The organism is Hyphomicrobium sp. DY-1 (assembly GCF_047497105.1).
Lineage (GTDB): Bacteria > Pseudomonadota > Alphaproteobacteria > Rhizobiales > Hyphomicrobiaceae > Hyphomicrobium_B.
Genome location: NZ_CP134870.1, coordinates 2,166,007 through 2,182,863 on the forward strand (window position 1 = coordinate 2,166,007; position 16,857 = coordinate 2,182,863).

Here is a 16,857-nt window from a genome sequence, read left to right on the forward strand (position 1 = left end):
GAAGGCATGTCGACCTTGGACATCGGCGAGGGGGCCGAGCAAGCCGCGATGGCGACCGACGGCGCCGTCAAGCGCGCGCCGCTCCGCGCTCGCGTCTCGTGGATGCTGTTCGACTGGTCGGTGCAGCCGCACTACACGCTGGTGCAGACCTTTCTGTTCGGACCCTACTTCGCCAACGCCGTCGTCCAGAATTCGGTTTGCGGACTTGCTGTCGGAAGTGAGAAAGCAGCCTGCGGGCAGGCTCTGTGGGGCTATGCGGCTGCGGTGGCGGGCCTTCTGATTGCGATCATCAGTCCGCTACTTGGCGCGGCGGCCGACGGACGCGGATCGCGCAAGCCGTGGATGGCGATGCTGTCGCTGCTCTTTCTCGCAAGCCTTTCGAGCCTGTGGCTCGGCGTTCCCGATGCCAACATGACGACGATCCTCATCGTGCTTGCTGGGTTCGTCGGTGCGACGCTCGCCGCAGAATTGATGAGCGTCTTCTCGAACGCCATCATGACGGGTCTGGCGCCAAAGGAGGAACTTGGGCGGCTTTCCGGCACCGGATGGGCCGTCGGCTATTTCGGCGGCCTTGTCAGCTTGGCGGTGGTCGCGGGACTATTGGTGCCGATGCCGGGTGACCCAAAAACTCTGCTGGGGCTTGAGCCGCTTCTGCATCTCGACGGCGCGACGCATCAGAGCGATCGCATCACCGGGCCGTTTGCGGCGATCTGGTTTGCGATCTTCATTATTCCGTTCTTCCTGTTCGTGCCGGACCGGCACCGCGCATCGACGGCACACCCGGAGCGATCCGCGGCGGTGGAACTTTGGGAGACGATCAAGTCGCTACCTTCGATGCCGAGCCTGTTGATCTTTCTCGTCGCGCGAATGCTGTTTACGGACGGGTTGTCGGCGATTTTCGCGTTCGGTGGTATCTACGGCGCATCGGTGTTCGGATGGGGGCCGCTCGAACTCGGCATGTTCGGCATCATCCTGACTCTGGTCGGCGCGTTTGGTGCGCTGTTCGGCGGCTGGCTTGACGACGCCATCGGCCCGAAAGCGGTGATCATCCTGGCGCTTCTGGCTTTGATTGTCGGCGCGCTCGGTATTCTTTCTGTCGACAAGACGCACATCTTTTTCACGACCGAGGTGGCGGGAAAGATTGTCGGGTCGAAGCCGTTCTCAGCGCCGGGCGAGCAGGTATTTTTAGCGTTTGCGATTTTGGTCGGCGTCGTGTCGGCCCCGGTTCAGGCCGCCAGCCGGTCGCTGCTGGCGCGCATCGCGCCTGCCGACAAGATCACGCAGTTCTTCGGGCTGTTTGCCTTTTCGGGCAAAGTGACGGCATTCCTGGCGCCGTTCTGCGTCGCGATCATCACGCAGGAGACCGGCAGCCAGCGGGTCGGCATGGCCGCCGTTCTCGCCTTCCTTGCTATCGGCGTCGTGATGATGATGTTCGTGCGGACGCGTCCGGCTCGCTGACGGGTGGCTGCCTCAGTGGCGGAAGTGGCGGACGCCGGTGAAGACCATCGCGAGGCCGCGTTCGTCAGCGGCTTTGATGACCTCGTCGTCGCGCATCGAACCGCCCGGCTGAATGACCGCCGTAACGCCTGCTTCCGCCGCCGTAATCAAGCCGTCGGCAAACGGGAAGAAGGCGTCGGAGGCGACGACAGAACCGATCGTCAGCGACTTGTCGAGGCCAAGCGCTTTGGCGGCTTCGGCAGCTTTCCATGCCGCAATCCGCGAAGATTCCACGCGGCTCATCTGGCCGGCGCCGACGCCGACGGTTGATTCATTCTTGGCATAAACGATGGCGTTCGACTTGACGTGCTTTGCGACCTTGAACGCAAAGCGCAGGTCTTTCAGTTCCTGTTCGCTCGGGGCGCGCTTGGTGACGACTTTCAGATCGAGATCGTCGGCGTTGCTGGCGTCGCGCGACTGGACGAGAAAGCCGCCCGCCACGGATTTGAAGTTGAGGCCCGGTGCGCGTGAATCGGCAAGCCCGCCCGTCAGAAGCAGGCGCAGGTTTTTCTTCGCGGCGAAGACGGCTTTGGCTTCATCGGTTGCGTCGGGCGCAATGACGACCTCAGTGAAGATCTTCGTCATTTCCTCGGCGGTCGCGGCGTCGATCGTTTTGTTCAACGCGATGATGCCGCCGAAGGCGCTGACCGGATCGCAGGCGAGCGCCTGGCGGTAGGCTTCGGCGAGAGAGGCATTCACTGCGACGCCGCACGGATTGGCGTGCTTGATGATGGCGACCGCGGGCGTCTTCGGATCGAATTCTGAGACAAGCTCGAAAGCGGCGTCGGTGTCGTTGATGTTGTTATAGGACAATTCCTTGCCCTGAAGCTGTTTCGCTGTCGCGACGCCGACGCGCGTGTCCGCTGAGAGGTAAAGCGCCGCCGTCTGGTGGGCGTTTTCGCCATAGCGCAGCGCTTGCCCCAGGTGGCCGCCGAAGGCGCGCCATTCCGGAGCATTGCTGTCAAGCTCGCGGGCAAACCAGTTGCTGATTGCGGCATCGTAAGCGGCGGTGCGGGCGAACGCCTTGGCGGCAAGCGCTTTGCGGGTCGCGAGCTTCGTTGCGCCATCGTTAGCTGCAATTTCGCTCAGCACACGTTCGTAATCCGAAGGCTCGACGACCACCGTGACGCTGTCGTGGTTTTTCGCAGCGCCGCGGATCATCGCCGGGCCGCCGACGTCGATGTTTTCGACGCAATCGTCATACGTTGCGCCTTTGGCGACGGTTGCTTCGAAGGGGTAGAGGTTCACGACCAGCAGATCGATGGGCAGGATGCAGTGCTCGCTTGCCGCCTTGTCGTGGACCGCGTTGCCGCGAATGGCGAGGAGCCCGCCGTGGACTTTTGGATGCAGCGTTTTCACACGGCCGTCCATCATTTCGGGGAAGCCGGTCAGTTCCGAGACGTCCATCACCGAGAGGCCTGCGGCTTTCAGCGCCGCAGCGGTGCCGCCGGTCGAGACGAGTTCAATGCCACGGCCTTTCAGCGCGGCGGCGAAGTCGATGAGCCCGGTTTTGTCGGAGACCGAGAGAAGCGCTCGGCGTATGCGTTGGTCAGCCATGTTCACCCCAGCTTTTTTCGGTTTGGCCGTTATCACGGCGCGCCGGGCGTGGCCATCCCGCGTCAGGACGAGCGCGCGATTGTGACGCGCAAGATTTGTTATTTACGAATTCGGAGCGGACTCAGCCGCTTCGGCTCGCACGGACCAGTGAACAGACGTCTCGCCGAATGTCGTGCCGCGCAGCACGATTTGCAGGCTTGGACGCGGTCCGGCGCTGTCGACAAAGTAAAGGCTTTCCTCAATCGACATCTGTGCCGTCTCGTCGGCGGCAAAAATCCAGACCTCGCCGTCGGGAAGGGTGAGGCGGCATTGACCGTGGCCCGCGGACTGACAACGACAATCAGGATGCAGATGAAAATGGATGGCGTAGGGGAGGTCCTGCTTCAGTCGCAGCGTTCCCTTGGGCGGTTCGAGCGTATCGACGCCTTCGAGTTTGTCGCCTTTGGGCGCAAGCGCCAAGCGTCGGCCGTGGATCAAGCCGAAGCGTTTCAGATAGCCGTCGTGCGTCGCGTTGATTTCTGCTTGCGTCGGGCCGTCGTGGAATTCGAATGAAACGGTGTCAGGGCCGCGGATCGGCAGGCCGGCGACCATCGATTCCAATTGCTCGTGGCGGATCAGGCGCGAGGATGACGTCTCGGTGAGGCAGAGTGTGTTGTGGCTGGCGGTGGCGCGGGCGACCGAATCCCAGTCGTGATCGGCTGGACCGGGAAAACCACCGTTGGCAAAGATCAGGTACTGGCGTGACGTCATTTCAAAAGACAGCGCGCCTGCCTGCGCTTCCGTTGAAAGTTCGAGCGGTGGCGGCGAGCCGACATCAGTCATAACGATCGTGGTGCCGCGGTCGAGGCGGGCGTAACCGGAGGCGCGGGCCACCGGCATGATATCGAAATCGCCATCGCTGGCGTAGCCCAGCACGGTAGCGAGGGCGGCCGGTGAACCCGTGCTGACGCCGTTGAAGCGGGCCAGCATGCCGTCTCCAAGACGCATGAAACGCAAGAAACGCAGCGATTTTCGCACCGCTGCGTTGATCTCATCCGGCGCGACGAGGGCTCGCGAGCCGAAGCACTGACCGAGCGGCAGCAGATCGAGAACGACATCTTCGAGCACGCTGGCGCTGCGACTGATGTGGCCGCCGTCATCGAGGATTTGCCGCTTCAACTCGACGATGAGCGCGGCCTCGGCATCCTTCAACTGTTTGTCGTGACCGGAGACGGCGAGACCTGTCAGCACCAGCGCGATCAGGCAGACCATGCGCGGTACGCCGTCGGGTGCATTGCGCCACGTCGTCCGCAGCGCGCCGATCTGCTGGCCGATGCTGGACATGATCTGGGTGTAAGCGCGCGCGTCGAGGTCTTCGAGCAGCATGTTCGCTTGCGAGATCCAGGAGATCAGACGGCGAGCGACGACCTCGGGCTCGTAGGCGACGCCGTGAGAGATGCGCTTGAGGGCGATCCATTCGAGGACGAGCTCACGTGAGGCGGCTGCGGCTTCGTCCTCTTCGGTTGCGGCGAGGTGACGAAGCCAGCCGAAGCCATGCAGTTCACGTTCCCAAGCGACGCTGGGCGGCGTGATGCGAAAGACGGATGCGCCTTTGAGATCGGCGATCTCGGCGGCAAGTCCGAAGTAACCGTGTGAAACCTCGGTCCAGAAGCTTGGATCGGCAGCGCGCAGTTCCTGGGGCACGATCAGGATCTGATCGGCGCCGTTGCCGGCGTATCGCCACCGCAGGAATGGGGATGAGAGCGTCAAAGTCACGGCGCGACGGCGCAATCGCTCCACCGAGAGCGAGCGAATTTTCAGCCGTTCCGAAACATTGAGACTCAAAGTCTGGCTCCCCGTCCAGAGATGGTCTTACCACCTCAGAATGGACTAGCCCCCGACCTCAGTCAAAACAAGGCGGACAGGCGTCACACGCACTAGCGCTCAACAGGTCTTCACCAGAGATGCCGCGAAAAATCCGTCAAGGCCCTGAAGTCCTTCCGGTAAATCGGCAAATTGCGTCGGCAGCGTCCGCAGGTCGCCGGCGGGCGTGCGCCACGTCATCGGGATCGTGTCGGTGTCGAGGGCAATCGGGCGACGCGCGAAATCGGGGTGGCTCTCGAGGAAGGCTTCGACCTGCATTTCGCCCTCTTCCGGTTCGAGCGAGCAAGTGCAGTAGACGAGTATGCCGCCGGGTTTCACAAGGCTAGCCGCGTGGTCGAGGAGCCGTTTCTGGAGGGCTGCCAGGGCACCGACATCCTCGGGCCGTTTCAGATAGAGAATATCGGGATGACGACGGATCGTGCCGGTCGCCGTGCAGGGGGCATCGAGAAGGACGGCGTCGAACTGCCGGTCGGCGCTGAAGGTCAAGGCGTCGGAAACGGCGGTGGTCGCGGTCAGCCCGAGGCGTGTAAGATTTTCGCTCAAGCGGCCGAGACGGCCCGCGGATTTATCGACGGCGGTGATATTGGCCCCGGCGGTCGCAAGCTGGGCCGTTTTGCCTCCGGGCGCGGCGCAGAGATCGAGCACCGACAATCCGGCGACGTCGCCCATCAGCTTGACGGGGAGCGCGGCGGCGGCGTCCTGCACCCACCAGGCGCCGTCGAGATAGCCGGGCAGCTCTTCGATGCGTCCGGCCTGCGCGCAACGGATCGAGCCGGTCGGCAGGACAACGGCACCAATCTCTTTTGCCCACCGTTCGGGATCGGATTTGACCGTCAGGTCGAGGGCGGGCTCAGCGAGGGACGCGCGGGCGATCTGGCGGGCGGCGGCCGCGCCATAGGCGTCGCTCCAACGCGCCAGCAGCCAATCGGGAAAGGTCAGCGCGATATTATCGAGGTCGGCCAAGCGGCCGTGTCCGCTTTCGCTAACGCGGCGCAGAACGGCGTTGGCGAGGCTGGCGAAGCGCTTGCCGGAGCTGTCGGCACGGCATTGATCGACGGCGAGCGAGATTGCGGCGTGCGGCGGCGTCTGCAGCAGCAGAAGCTGCGCCACGGCTGCGAGCAAAATCTCGTCGAGGCGGCCCATGCGTTCGGGCAGCGGCTTGGCGAGATAGGTGTTGAGGACGGCTTGCAGCGATCCGCGATGCCGGAGCGCCGTGGTGGCGATGAGACGCGCGAAAGCGCGGTCGCGGCCCGGGAGATCGCGCGCGGCGGCGGCTCTCGCAAAGGCGTCGTCAAACGGGCGCCGCTCGACAAGCACAGTGTAGAGCGCGGAGACGGCGACGTCGCGCGTTTTCAGCCCGTCCGGGCTTTGCGCCGGTCGTGGACGGGATGCGCCGCCTCGGGGAGACGACGGGCCGCCGGCGCGCGCACGAGACGGTCGCGGCGCGGAATTTTTGGATTTTGTATGATCTTGCACGTTAGCCCCAGGGGCTCGGAGGCTTAGTATAGTTTTTGCCGCCTATCCAGACTTCTCCTGTCGCGCCGCCACGCGGTGCGGGATCCGGCGCACTCGTCATACCGGAATTTCCGCTACTGACACCCATCTCGCGCGCCAGCGCTTCAAGCGCCGCGATGCGGTTTTCGACGTTCGGATGGGTCGAGAACAGGTTATCGACGCCGTGGCCGTTCAACGGATTGATGATAAACATATGAGCCGCGGCCGGTATCGCTTCCGCTTCTTCGTTCGGAATGCGGCGGGCGGCACCATCAATCCGACGAAGCGCAGATGCAAGCCAAAGCGGATTACCGCAGATCATCGCGCCCATGTGGTCGGCCTGATATTCGCGTGAACGGCTGATTGCCATCTGCACGAGGCCTGCGGCCATCGGCGCGATGATGATCGCTGCAAGCGTGCCGATCATGCCGAGACCGCCGCGGTCGCCATCGCGATTGCCACCGAAAATCATGCCGAACTGCATGTATTGCGCAAACATCGAAACAGCGCCGCCGATGGTCGCTGCAACCGCCATCGTCAGCGTGTCACGATTTTTGATGTGCGAGAGTTCGTGCGCGATGACGCCGGACAATTCTCGCCGGTCGAGAGATTCCAGCAGGCCAGTCGAGGCGCAGACGGCGGCGTGCGATGGGCTGCGGCCGGTCGCAAAGGCGTTCGGCTGCGGATTGTTCATGATGTAGACGCGGGGCATCGGTAGTTCGGCCCGGAGTGCCAAATCGCGGACGATGCCGACGAGTTCGGGCGCAGTGGCGTCAGTCACTTCCTGCGCGCCGAACATATGCAAGACGACGCTGTCGGACTTCCAGAGGCTGAACGCGTTCGTCGCAAGCGCGATGAAAAACGCGAACACGAGGCCGGTCTTGCCGCCAACAAGCGCACCGAGCACAAGGAAGATGCCGGTCAGCAATGCAAGCAGCATTGCGGTCTTGAGGTAGTTCATGGGCATGGGGTTACTCGCGACACGTGGTCCATCAACTGGTCTGCAACCTTACAGCCGCGTATATATGGTATCCCAACCATTCATAAAGGTGACGCGCCGAAAAAGGTAGCGATTGCCCTCCCGGAGCCCCGACGTGCGATGACCGCCAAAGATGACACTGTGACCGACAACGAGCCTCTTCCGCGCGTCCTGACGCCGGAGGCACAGCGGGCGCTTGCCGAGGCCGAGGCGCGTCGAAAGGGGCGCGAGGCTGCGCAGGCACGCCCTGCCGAAGTCGGCGGTCGCGAGGGGCCGGAACCGACGCGTTTCGGCGACTGGGAGAAGGGCGGCATTACGTCCGATTTCTGAGCGCGATTTCCCTGGCCCTACCGCCGTTCCGGGCGGTGCGTTTTTAAATTACGTGTTGATCGAACTGTCCGCCCACGGAACGCCTTTATTCCGGCATCCGAGTTGCATGACCGCACTCGTAATCGGGAAGGGGTGTTTCAAGGAGGGACAGATGCTCAAGCGACGAACCGCGGCCGTTCTACCGTTCGACCGCGGTGAACAATATTCAGCAATTGTCATCTTCGTATCGATGATCGTCGCCCTGGTCTTGGCAGCAGGTGCTGCGCTTGACTACGCGCGGGTTGCGAACATGCGGGAAGGTGTCGAAGGGGCAGTCCGGGCTGCGTCCGAAGCAGGCGCCGGAGCGGTGCGCGATGGCACGCCGAAGGATGTCCAGATCGAGACAATGGCGTTGTCCCATTTCGACAAGGACGTGACGTTCGCTCGTCATGTTGGGACAATCGATCCGCCCACCATCCGGATCGACCGTGAAGCTCATACAGTTACCGTGGGCGCGAAAGGGACGGTCGCGATGACTGTCAGCCGCTTGTTCGGCGTCAGTGAAATCGAGGTGCCGGCAAACGCGACAACATCCTGGGCGCCGGAAAGCGCCGAAGCCCAGGACGATAGGGTTAACGTTCGCGGTCAGATCATGCGCCGGTTCTGACGGTTTGTGATGAGGTCGTCGACCACGGCTGGATCGGCGAGGGTCGATGTGTCTCCCAGGCTACCGTAATCGTCTTCGGCGATCTTGCGGAGGATCCGCCGCATGATCTTGCCCGAGCGCGTCTTCGGCAGACCAGGTGAGAACTGGATGAGATCGGGCGATGCGATCGGGCCGATTTCCCGGCGAACGTGAGCGACCAGATCCTTTTTCAAAGCGTCATCGCCATTTTCGCCCGTGTTGAGCGTGACATAGCAGTAGATGCCCTGGCCCTTGAGGTCGTGCGGGTAGCCCACGACGGCCGCCTCGGCGACCTTTGGATGCGAAACGAGTGCGCTTTCGACTTCGGCCGTGCCCATGCGATGGCCCGACACGTTGATGACGTCGTCGACGCGGCCGGTAATCCAATAATAGCCGTCGGCGTCGCGGCGACAGCCGTCGCCTGTGAAGTACATGCCAGGATAAGCCGAGAAGTAGGTCTGCACGAAGCGATCGTGATCGCCGTAGACGGTGCGCGATTGGCCCGGCCAGCTATCGAGGATGACGAGGTTTCCTTGCGTGTCGCCGTCGAGGATCTTGCCTTTGTCATCGACAAGCGCCGGTTTCACACCAAAGAACGGCTTCGTGGCGGAGCCAGGTTTTAGCGGCGTTGCGCCGGGAAGCGGCGCAATCAAAATGCCGCCGGTTTCCGTTTGCCACCACGTATCGACGATCGGGCAGCGGCCTTCGCCGACGACGTTATGATACCATTCCCAAGCTTCCGGGTTGATAGGCTCGCCGACCGATCCCAGCAGACGCAGCGAGGCACGGCTCGATTTGTTTACAAGATCGTTGCCCGCGCCCATCAGCGAGCGAATAGCGGTTGGCGCGGTGTAGAAGATCGAGACCTTCCACTTGTCGACAACGTCCCAGAAGCGGGAAGCCGAGGGGTAGGTCGGGATGCCTTCAAACATCAGCGTTGTGGCGCCGTTGGCGAGCGGGCCGTAGACGATGTAGCTATGGCCGGTGACCCAGCCGACGTCGGCGGTGCACCAGTAAACGTCGTCGTCGCGGCAATCGAACACATATTGATGCGTCATCGAAGCGTAGACGAGATAGCCGCCCGTCGTGTGGACGACGCCCTTCGGCTTACCCGTCGAGCCCGATGTGTAAAGCACGAACAGCGGATCCTCGGCGCGCATTTCCTCCGGCTCGCACTCGGCTGGGACGGTGATGAGTTCTTCGTGCAGCCAGAAATCGCGGCCCGGCGTCCAAGGCACGGGATTGCCGGTGCGGCGGACAACGAGAACTTTCTCGTCACCTTTGCATTTCGCCAGCGCGGCATCGCAATTCTTTTTGAGCGGAACGGACTTGCCACCGCGGAGGCCTTCGTCGGCCGTGATGATGAGCTTCGATTCTGCGTCTTCGACCCGGTTCTGAAGGCTGTCGGGCGAGAAGCCGCCGAACACGATTGAATGGATGGCGCCGATCCGCGTGCAGGCGAGCATGGCATAGGCTGCTTCAGGGATCATCGGCAGGTAGATGGTGACGCGGTCGCCTTTCTTGACGCCGAGCTTCTTTAGAACGTTGGCGAAACGCTGAACCCGCTCGTGGAGCTGGCGGTAGGTGATTTGCTCGCTCTCGTTTGGGTTGTCGCCTTCCCAGATGATGGCAACCTTATCGCCGCGCGATTCAACGTGACGGTCGATGCAGTTCGCTGAGACGTTCAGCGTCCCGTCTTCGAACCAGCGGATGTCAACGTTGCCCGGCGCGAAGCTCGTGTTCTTGGCGCGCGTATAGGGTGCGATCCAGTGCAACCGCTTACCGGCTTCTGACCAGAAGCCCTCAGGGTCGCTGATCGACCGCTGATACATCGCGTCATAAGACTGTTCATTGACGTAAGCCCGCTCCGCCCACGCCTGGGGGACGGCATAAACTTTATCCGACATTAGAGCGCACCTCCGTTTGGCCATCTGAGTTGCGGCCATTTACTGCCATTATGCGGCGACGAGCCCCGCTCCACAACATGCTCGATGGTGGGGGAAGGGGGTTCGCAACCAAAATGATCGAAATCAATCTCGCACCGCGACATGATTTTCTTAAGCACGCCAGACGGTGGTCCGTTTGATTTCGAAGTCTTCAAGCTCGCGGGTCACCGGTACCTGGTATTCGGCGAGCGGCGTAAACTTTCCTTCCGGAAAGTAACTGCGGCGAGGGTCGCCGATGTAGACGGAGCATCCCTCGTTCTTGGCGTCATCGATGAAGCGCAGTACGCGGCTGGCCAGTTCGCGCTCGTAGAAAAGATCGCCGACAATGACGATGCTTTCTCTGGGCGGCGCCGCCGACAGCATGTCGCGATCGGTGGTAGAAAGCGTCACCGCATTGGCGGCGGCATTGACGGCGCATGCCGCGAGCGCGAGCAGGTCGATGTCTGCTGCCACGACGTGGGATGCCCCGGCTTTGGCGGCAGCGATCGCCGAGATGCCTGACCCGCTACCGAGATCGAGCACGGGCAAACCGCGGCAGACGTCCTGATTGTCGAGAAGGTACCGGCTGACGGCCTGGCCGCCGGCCCACGCGAACGCCCAATAGGGCGGCGGAACGTTCAATTCGCCCAGTTCGTCCTCGGTCTTCTGCCAGATCGGCAAAGATTCTTCGGCGAGCCGCAGCGTGATTTCGGGAACCAGAGGCGGGGCGATCGGTCTGGTATTTTCAAGGATGAAACGCTCGGCGTCGCGCGGATCGGTGAGATCGAGTTTGCCGCCGGTCATGATCCCTTAAGCTTCTTCAAGTCGACGCCGCCCATCTTGCAGATTTCTTTCCATTCGTCGGCGGCGACCGGCTGGACCGACAGCCGGGAATTGTTAACGAGAACCATACCGGACAGTTTCGGATTGGCCTTAACCGCGTCGAGGCCAACGGGCGAGGGGACCGGCACCATAGCTGCGACGTCGACGCATTCCCATTTGCCGGTTTCGTCTTTTGCTTCGGGATGTGCGGACGCGATGACACGCACAATGCCGACGATCTCCTTCCCTTCGTTGGAATGGTAGAAGAACCCGAGATCGCCAATCTTCATAGCGCGCATATTGTTGCGGGCCTGATAATTGCGGACGCCGTCCCAGGCTTCGCCTTTAGTCCCACGCGCGATTAAGTCGCTCCAGGAAAAAACGTCGGGCTCGGATTTGAATAGCCAGGTTTGCATGAGATAGCGCGTTCCACGAGATAAGCGTGCCTAGCGTGGAACGAGATCGATCTCAAGGGCTGAAAAAACAGAACCTCCGCACCGAAGTGCGGAGGTTCAGACGCGACACTACTTGAAAATCAATTCGCCGGGCTGCCGGAGGTACAGCTTACGACGTGTTCGACTGAACCTAGTCGCAAGACCCTGATTTTGAGTAAACGAGGTTTGCGTCCCAGATATTTTTGTCGGCGGCCGGCGCGAAGACGATGCAGCGGCGAACGAGAAAGACCACGAGAAAGCTGGCGATCGTCGCGACGGCTTTGGCCGCAATAGCGGATGCGGCAAAGTAGTCAGTCATCACCGCAATGACGAGGCCGGTAAGCATCAAGCCGAGCAATCCGGAGGCCGCGAATTCCGCAAGGCGTCGCGGCGCCGATTTTCGGGCGTGGGCGACGTCGAAGACGAAGGCGGTCGATAATGCGTAATGAGCGATCATGCCCACTCCATATCCGACGACACCTGCTACCGGAGCGTTAATGGCGAGCGCGCAGAGCGACATGTAGATGGCGACATCGGTCGCCAGCGCGGCGACGCTGACAACGGAATAGCGCGATAGCTGCGGAACGACCGCGGCGGTGTGACTCGCTCCGCGACCGCTCTCGGGCATCGTCACGTCATCAGCCGGTGCGAGCGCCATGCGATCAGCCTGCCTTGCGCAGCTTAGCGGGAACCATGCGGACGCTCTTTAGCGCTTCTTCCGCGCCTGAGCCGCCGGCTTCGTGATATTCGGCGTCCTCGTTGACGTTCCAGATGTCGTAGAGCATTTCGCCGGCAGCGATGTTTTTGACCGTCAGCATCGAGGTCATCATCGCGTGGTCTTGGTTGTTGTACTTGTGCATGCCGTTGCGGCCGACGAGGTGCAGCGTCGGGTATTTTTCGGCAAGCTCAGAGCGGATGGCTTCGACGTTGCGCTTGTAGCCATCATCGTAGACCGGATAGGCCTTCTTCTGACGGACGACGCAGCCGTCGACGCATTCGTCTTCGGTGGCCAGGCCGATCGTCGCAAGCTCTTTGCGGGCGAGCGCCAGCAAGTCTTTATCTTCTGCTGCCCAGAGACCATCGCCCTCGAAGCAGAAGTATTCGAGGCCAAGGCAGGCGAGTTTGCTGTCGGGCACCATTTCCGGCGACCACGAACGGAAGTTTTGGATGCGGCCGACCTTTACGCTCGGTTCATGGATATAGATCCAGTTGTCGGGGAAGAGGTCCGGCTTATTCACGACGAGGGCGACCGTGATGAAGTCGCGGTAGCGCAGATTGTCGGCGGCGGCCAGCGCGTTCGGGGCCTCGGCGAAAGCGTGCATCAGTTCGCGGATCGGGGCCGATGAAATGACGTGGCGCGAGGTGAAGGTTGCGAGATCGCCCGATGGTGTGCGGGCCTTAATGGTCCAGAGGTTCTGGCGAGCGTCGTATCTGAGGGTCGACAGCTCGGTGCCCATGTGGATCTTGCCACCTTGGGCGCGGGTCTTGGCCGCTGCCGCATCCCACATCATGCCGGGGCCCTTGCGCGGATACTGGAAGCTTTCGATCAGCGTCTTGATGACTTCGCCGTCGTGTGCGCCCGTGCCGTCCTTGACGCCCTTCGGCTTGACGGAGTTGCGCAGCGCGTTGGCCATCGCCGACCAGAGATCGAGGCCTTTGATGCGCTGGGCAGCCCAATCGGCCGAGATTTCATCGCAACTCATGCCCCACACTTTTTCCGTGTAGGTCTTGAAGAAGATCGAGAACAGGCGCTCGCCGAACTGATTGGCGACCCAGTCGTGAAAGGTTTCCGGCTTTTCGTTCGGGAAGGCTTGTTTGTACATGAACGAGAGCACGCACATGGCGCTTTCGACGACGCCGAGGTTGCCGAGCGCTTCGAAGGCTTTCAGCGGGTAAGAATAGTACTTGCCGTCGTAGTAGATGCGGCTCATGCGCGGACGGCTGATGAAATCCTGCGGCAGGATTTCCTTCCACAAATCGACGACTTCTTTCGACTTCGAAAAGAAGCGATGGCCGCCAATGTCGAACAGGAAATCCTTGTAGTTGACGGTTCTGCTGATGCCGCCAACGTAGTGCGGATCGGCCTCGATGACGGTCGTCGAAATACCTTGCTTGGTCAGAAGATACGACGCCGTGAGACCGGCCGGACCCGCGCCGATGACGAACACTTCGCTATGGGACATGAAACGCGCCTACGCATGAACAGAACGGCTTTGGGCAGCAGCTCGCGACCGGGAGCCGGATATGCTTGAGCGGAAGACTAGGGAGGATGGGTAAACAAAGGCTGATATTTGCAAAGAATTCGAAGCAAGCCCGAATATAAAATTTCAGGCCTTTTTTATCTGCGGCTGGCCGAAGTTTACGGTCCCCTAATGGGCGTCCGATAGGCTCGCGGCCTTTCCGGGGACCAGCGTATGCATTCCGCTACATCGAAGGTATCGGTCGAGCAGGGGATTAGGGCCTGCTTACGGGATGTTCCGAATTGGGGTTGGTGGCTGATTGCGCTCGCATTCGTCGGCGCTCGAAGTTGGCATGTCACCGGCGTCGGGATTTACGGTTTCTTTGGCGATCCGGACGACGCGACGCGCCTTGTTCAGGTCCGGGAGCTGATGGTTTCCTGGCACTGGTTCGATACGACGACGATAAAGTTCGGCGGCGATGCCGGGATGCTGTCGCATTGGTCTCGCCTTGTCGATCTACCGATTGCAGCGCTAATCGCGGGTTTCAATCTCTTCCTTCCCATCGAAGATGCGGAGCGTTTGACCCATGCTGCGTGGCCGCTGTTGACGCTGGGGTTCCTCACGTGGGTCATGTTCAAAACCACAGCGAAGGTCGGCGGCGATATGATCGGCCGTCTGACACTGCTATTTGCGGCGCTGACGCCGCTTGGGTGGTATCAATTCGCTGTTGGCCGCATCGACCATCATAATGTGATGATCGCCTGTACGGTTTCCGCCACCCTATTGATGTGGGCCTATCCGCAGCGCACGGCCGCTTGGCGCTTTGCTGGCGCGCTGGTTGGCCTGGCGCTCGCCGTTGGCTATGAGGCGTTGGCTCCGGCGGTTGTGCTGGGAACGTTCGTTGCTGCGTGGGGGCTTTTCGACCGGCGCGTCGAGAAAGGTGCGGCGGCGTTTTCGATTGCGCTGGCGCTGACGTTCGCAGCAGCTTTCTTCGCGACCATTCCGCCGTCGCGCTGGATGGATATCAAATGCGATGCCATTTCGCTCAACATGGTCGTGCTGGTCGCATCGGGGGTCGTGGGGGTTCTGGTCGCTCTTGTGCCGGGCCGGGAGTGGAAGCTTTATGCGCGTATCGCCCCGATTGCGGCCTGTGCGGGCGTTGGCATTGCAGCCTATGGATGGCTTGAGCCGAAGTGTCTCGGGGGCCCCTTAGGACAGCTGCCGCCGCTTGCAATCAAGATCTGGCTGGACAAGGTCGCCGAAAACAACAGCATTGTCGCGGATTTCTTCCATCGCCATTTCAGTCAGTCGTTCGGTCTGCTTGCGTTCTATGGCATTGCGCTCTGGGCGCAAGTTCATCGACTGAAAGAGACGCGCAGCGCGGCTGACCTCTTTTTGCTTGCCGCGGTTGTGTCGTTGATCGGTTTAGCCTGCTGGCAATACAAGTATGTTTCTTACGCATCGTTTATCTCGATCGTGCCGATGGCGCTCGTCGTCAGCCGCCTGGGTCCGGTCGGAGATATCGGCGCGTCGACAATACGATTGGGCGCGATCGTGCTGTTCAATCAGACAGTGCTGCTGTGGGCATCGGGTGGTGTCGATGCGGCGGTCGGTGCTCCGCCTGCCATGACGGAACAGGTACGCGCCGACGCGGATGCCTGCTCCAAGCCCGAAGCGATCCGCGAATTGGCCGACCTGCCTGCGGGGCTTGTTGCTGCGCATATCGACGTTGGCGCTTTTATCGCCGCCGAAACGCATCATCGCGTGCTCTCGGCGCCCTATCATCGGATTGCGAATGCGATCATCGCCAATCATCTGATTTTTTCAGCGCACGATGCCAAGACTGCGGCTGCGCTGTTGAAGCAGGAGGATGTCGATTACGTTGCGATCTGCGATGGTCTTGATAAGCCGCTTGCATCGAGTCCGGACTGGAAGGGAACGCTGAAGGTCGATCTTGTGAGTGGCAAGGCGCCGCGTTTCCTGGTGCCGGTGGCGCTATCTGATCCGCACGCGATCTACCACGTCTGGAAGGTCGATCGCGCGGCGCTCAATCTTCAGCTTTTAAAGGCCGCTGCATCAACGCCGTGATCGCCTCATCGACCATCAGGCGGCCTTCGATGATATCGTTGACGGCTTCGGCGATCGGCATGTCGATGCCATGCTCGTGCGCCAAGCGGACAAGCGCCTTGCAGGTATAGATGCCTTCCGTGACGGCGGCACGGGCGCCAAGAATCTCGGCTAGCGTGCGGCCCTCGCCGAGGGCGCGGCCAAGCGACATGTTTCGCGACTGCGGACTGCCACACGTCAGGATGAGATCGCCCAGGCCGGATAGTCCGAGAAGTGTTTCGGGACGCGCGCCCAAGGCGTCGCCGAACCGGCGCAACTCCGCAAAGCCGCGTGTCACGAGGGCCGCATGCGCGCTGGCGCCGAGGCCGCGTCCGGCGACGATGCCAGCCGCGATGGCGAGAACATTTTTGACGGCGCCGCCGAGCTCGGCTCCGAGTACGTCGCTCGACCAATAGAGGCGCATCTGGCGCGAAGACAACGTTGCGGCGAGCGCGCGGCCGACGGCTTCATTGCGACAGGCGAGCGTCAGCGCCGATGGCAAGCCGCGGGCCACGTCAGCGGCAAAGCTCGGTCCGGAAAGCACAACGCGAAGCAAGCGCGGCGCGACCTCTTCCAGAACATCGCCCATGAAGCGGCCGGTCGATTGCTCGATGCCTTTGGCACAAAGGATGACAGGGGTATCGGGTGCAATCTGCGTCGCGAGTTTCGCCATCACGCCGCGCAGGTGCTGTGCCGGGACGACAGCGAGAATGGCATCAGCATGCGCAACGCTCATGAGATCGCCGGTCGCGCGGATTGCCGGATTGAGATCGACGCCCGGCAAAAACGTGCGATTGACATGGCGGGCGTTGATGTCGTCGACGACCTCGGGCTCGCGCGCCCAAAGCGTCACCGCCGTGCCGCCGTGCGATAGCGTCTGCGCGAGGGCTGTGCCCCAGGCGCCGCCGCCGACAACACTGATCGAACGTATCTGCAAAACCGCCCCCGGGACTGTCATTCGTTCAACTTAGCACGGCACTTCGATTGGAATGCAAATGGCACATTC

At 61.6% G+C, this 16,857-nt stretch carries 14 protein-coding genes; 4 read left to right on the forward strand and 10 right to left on the reverse strand.

Annotated elements, in window-relative coordinates; genetic code table 11:
- Positions 1-6: 6 nt before the first annotated feature.
- Positions 7-1,458 (forward strand): MFS transporter, encoded by a 1,452-nt coding sequence (locus RLW41_RS10360; RefSeq protein ID WP_414464452.1) that lies wholly within the window; start codon positions 7-9, stop codon positions 1,456-1,458.
- Positions 1,459-1,470: 12 nt separating this feature from the next.
- On the opposite strand, the gene purH is transcribed toward RLW41_RS10360, so the two are convergent.
- The 4 genes from purH to htpX form a co-directional block, all read right to left on the reverse strand.
- Entirely contained in the window at positions 1,471-3,054 is a 1,584-nt protein-coding gene (gene purH, locus RLW41_RS10365) for a bifunctional phosphoribosylaminoimidazolecarboxamide formyltransferase/IMP cyclohydrolase (protein ID WP_414464453.1), read from the reverse strand.
- Positions 3,055-3,156: 102 nt separating this feature from the next.
- A complete protein-coding gene (locus RLW41_RS10370; protein ID WP_414464454.1) occupies positions 3,157-4,878 on the reverse strand; it encodes a heparinase II/III family protein in 1,722 nt (573 codons plus the stop codon).
- 99 nt (positions 4,879-4,977) lie between these two features.
- The gene (locus tag RLW41_RS10375; RefSeq protein ID WP_414464455.1) at positions 4,978-6,393 is read right to left on the reverse strand and encodes an RsmB/NOP family class I SAM-dependent RNA methyltransferase; all 1,416 of its coding nucleotides are present in this window, start codon (positions 6,391-6,393) and stop codon (positions 4,978-4,980) included.
- 1 nt (position 6,394) lies between these two features.
- Positions 6,395-7,378, reverse strand: a complete 984-nt coding sequence (htpX, locus tag RLW41_RS10380; protein ID WP_409561687.1) for a zinc metalloprotease HtpX — start codon at positions 7,376-7,378, stop codon at positions 6,395-6,397.
- Between the two features lie 132 nt (positions 7,379-7,510).
- Between htpX and RLW41_RS10385 the strand changes: the two genes are divergently transcribed.
- Positions 7,511-7,720 (forward strand): DUF1674 domain-containing protein, encoded by a 210-nt coding sequence (locus tag RLW41_RS10385; protein WP_409561688.1) that lies wholly within the window; start codon positions 7,511-7,513, stop codon positions 7,718-7,720.
- A 151-nt stretch (positions 7,721-7,871) separates the two neighbouring features.
- Entirely contained in the window at positions 7,872-8,366 is a 495-nt protein-coding gene (locus tag RLW41_RS10390) for a hypothetical protein (protein ID WP_414464456.1), read from the forward strand.
- On the opposite strand, the gene acs is transcribed toward RLW41_RS10390, so the two are convergent.
- The 5 genes from acs to RLW41_RS10415 all read right to left on the reverse strand — a co-directional run bounded on the left by acs (position 8,345) and on the right by RLW41_RS10415 (position 13,748).
- Entirely contained in the window at positions 8,345-10,291 is a 1,947-nt protein-coding gene (acs, locus tag RLW41_RS10395; RefSeq protein ID WP_414464457.1) for an acetate--CoA ligase, read from the reverse strand. The genes RLW41_RS10390 and acs overlap by 22 nt on opposite strands.
- Positions 10,292-10,441: 150 nt before the next feature.
- Positions 10,442-11,113, reverse strand: a complete 672-nt coding sequence (locus RLW41_RS10400; protein ID WP_414464458.1) for a class I SAM-dependent methyltransferase — start codon at positions 11,111-11,113, stop codon at positions 10,442-10,444.
- Positions 11,110-11,547 (reverse strand): EVE domain-containing protein, encoded by a 438-nt coding sequence (locus RLW41_RS10405; RefSeq protein ID WP_414464459.1) that lies wholly within the window; start codon positions 11,545-11,547, stop codon positions 11,110-11,112. The genes RLW41_RS10400 and RLW41_RS10405 overlap by 4 nt, the downstream gene beginning before the upstream one ends.
- Positions 11,548-11,716: 169 nt before the next feature.
- Positions 11,717-12,223 (reverse strand): GtrA family protein, encoded by a 507-nt coding sequence (locus tag RLW41_RS10410; RefSeq protein ID WP_409561693.1) that lies wholly within the window; start codon positions 12,221-12,223, stop codon positions 11,717-11,719.
- 4 nt (positions 12,224-12,227) lie between these two features.
- Complete coding sequence (locus RLW41_RS10415) at positions 12,228-13,748, reverse strand: NAD(P)/FAD-dependent oxidoreductase (protein ID WP_409561694.1); 1,521 nt, start codon at positions 13,746-13,748, stop codon at positions 12,228-12,230.
- 231 nt (positions 13,749-13,979) lie between these two features.
- Here RLW41_RS10415 and RLW41_RS10420 point away from each other — a divergent pair, with 231 nt between their 5' ends.
- Entirely contained in the window at positions 13,980-15,833 is a 1,854-nt protein-coding gene (locus tag RLW41_RS10420; protein ID WP_414464460.1) for a hypothetical protein, read from the forward strand.
- On the opposite strand, the gene RLW41_RS10425 is transcribed toward RLW41_RS10420, so the two are convergent.
- Positions 15,793-16,809 carry an NAD(P)H-dependent glycerol-3-phosphate dehydrogenase gene (locus RLW41_RS10425; RefSeq protein WP_414464461.1) on the reverse strand — a complete coding sequence of 339 codons (1,017 nt, stop codon included), beginning with the start codon at positions 16,807-16,809 and terminating at the stop codon, positions 15,793-15,795. The two genes, RLW41_RS10420 and RLW41_RS10425, sit on opposite strands and share 41 nt — an antisense overlap.
- Positions 16,810-16,857: the final 48 nt, after the last annotated feature.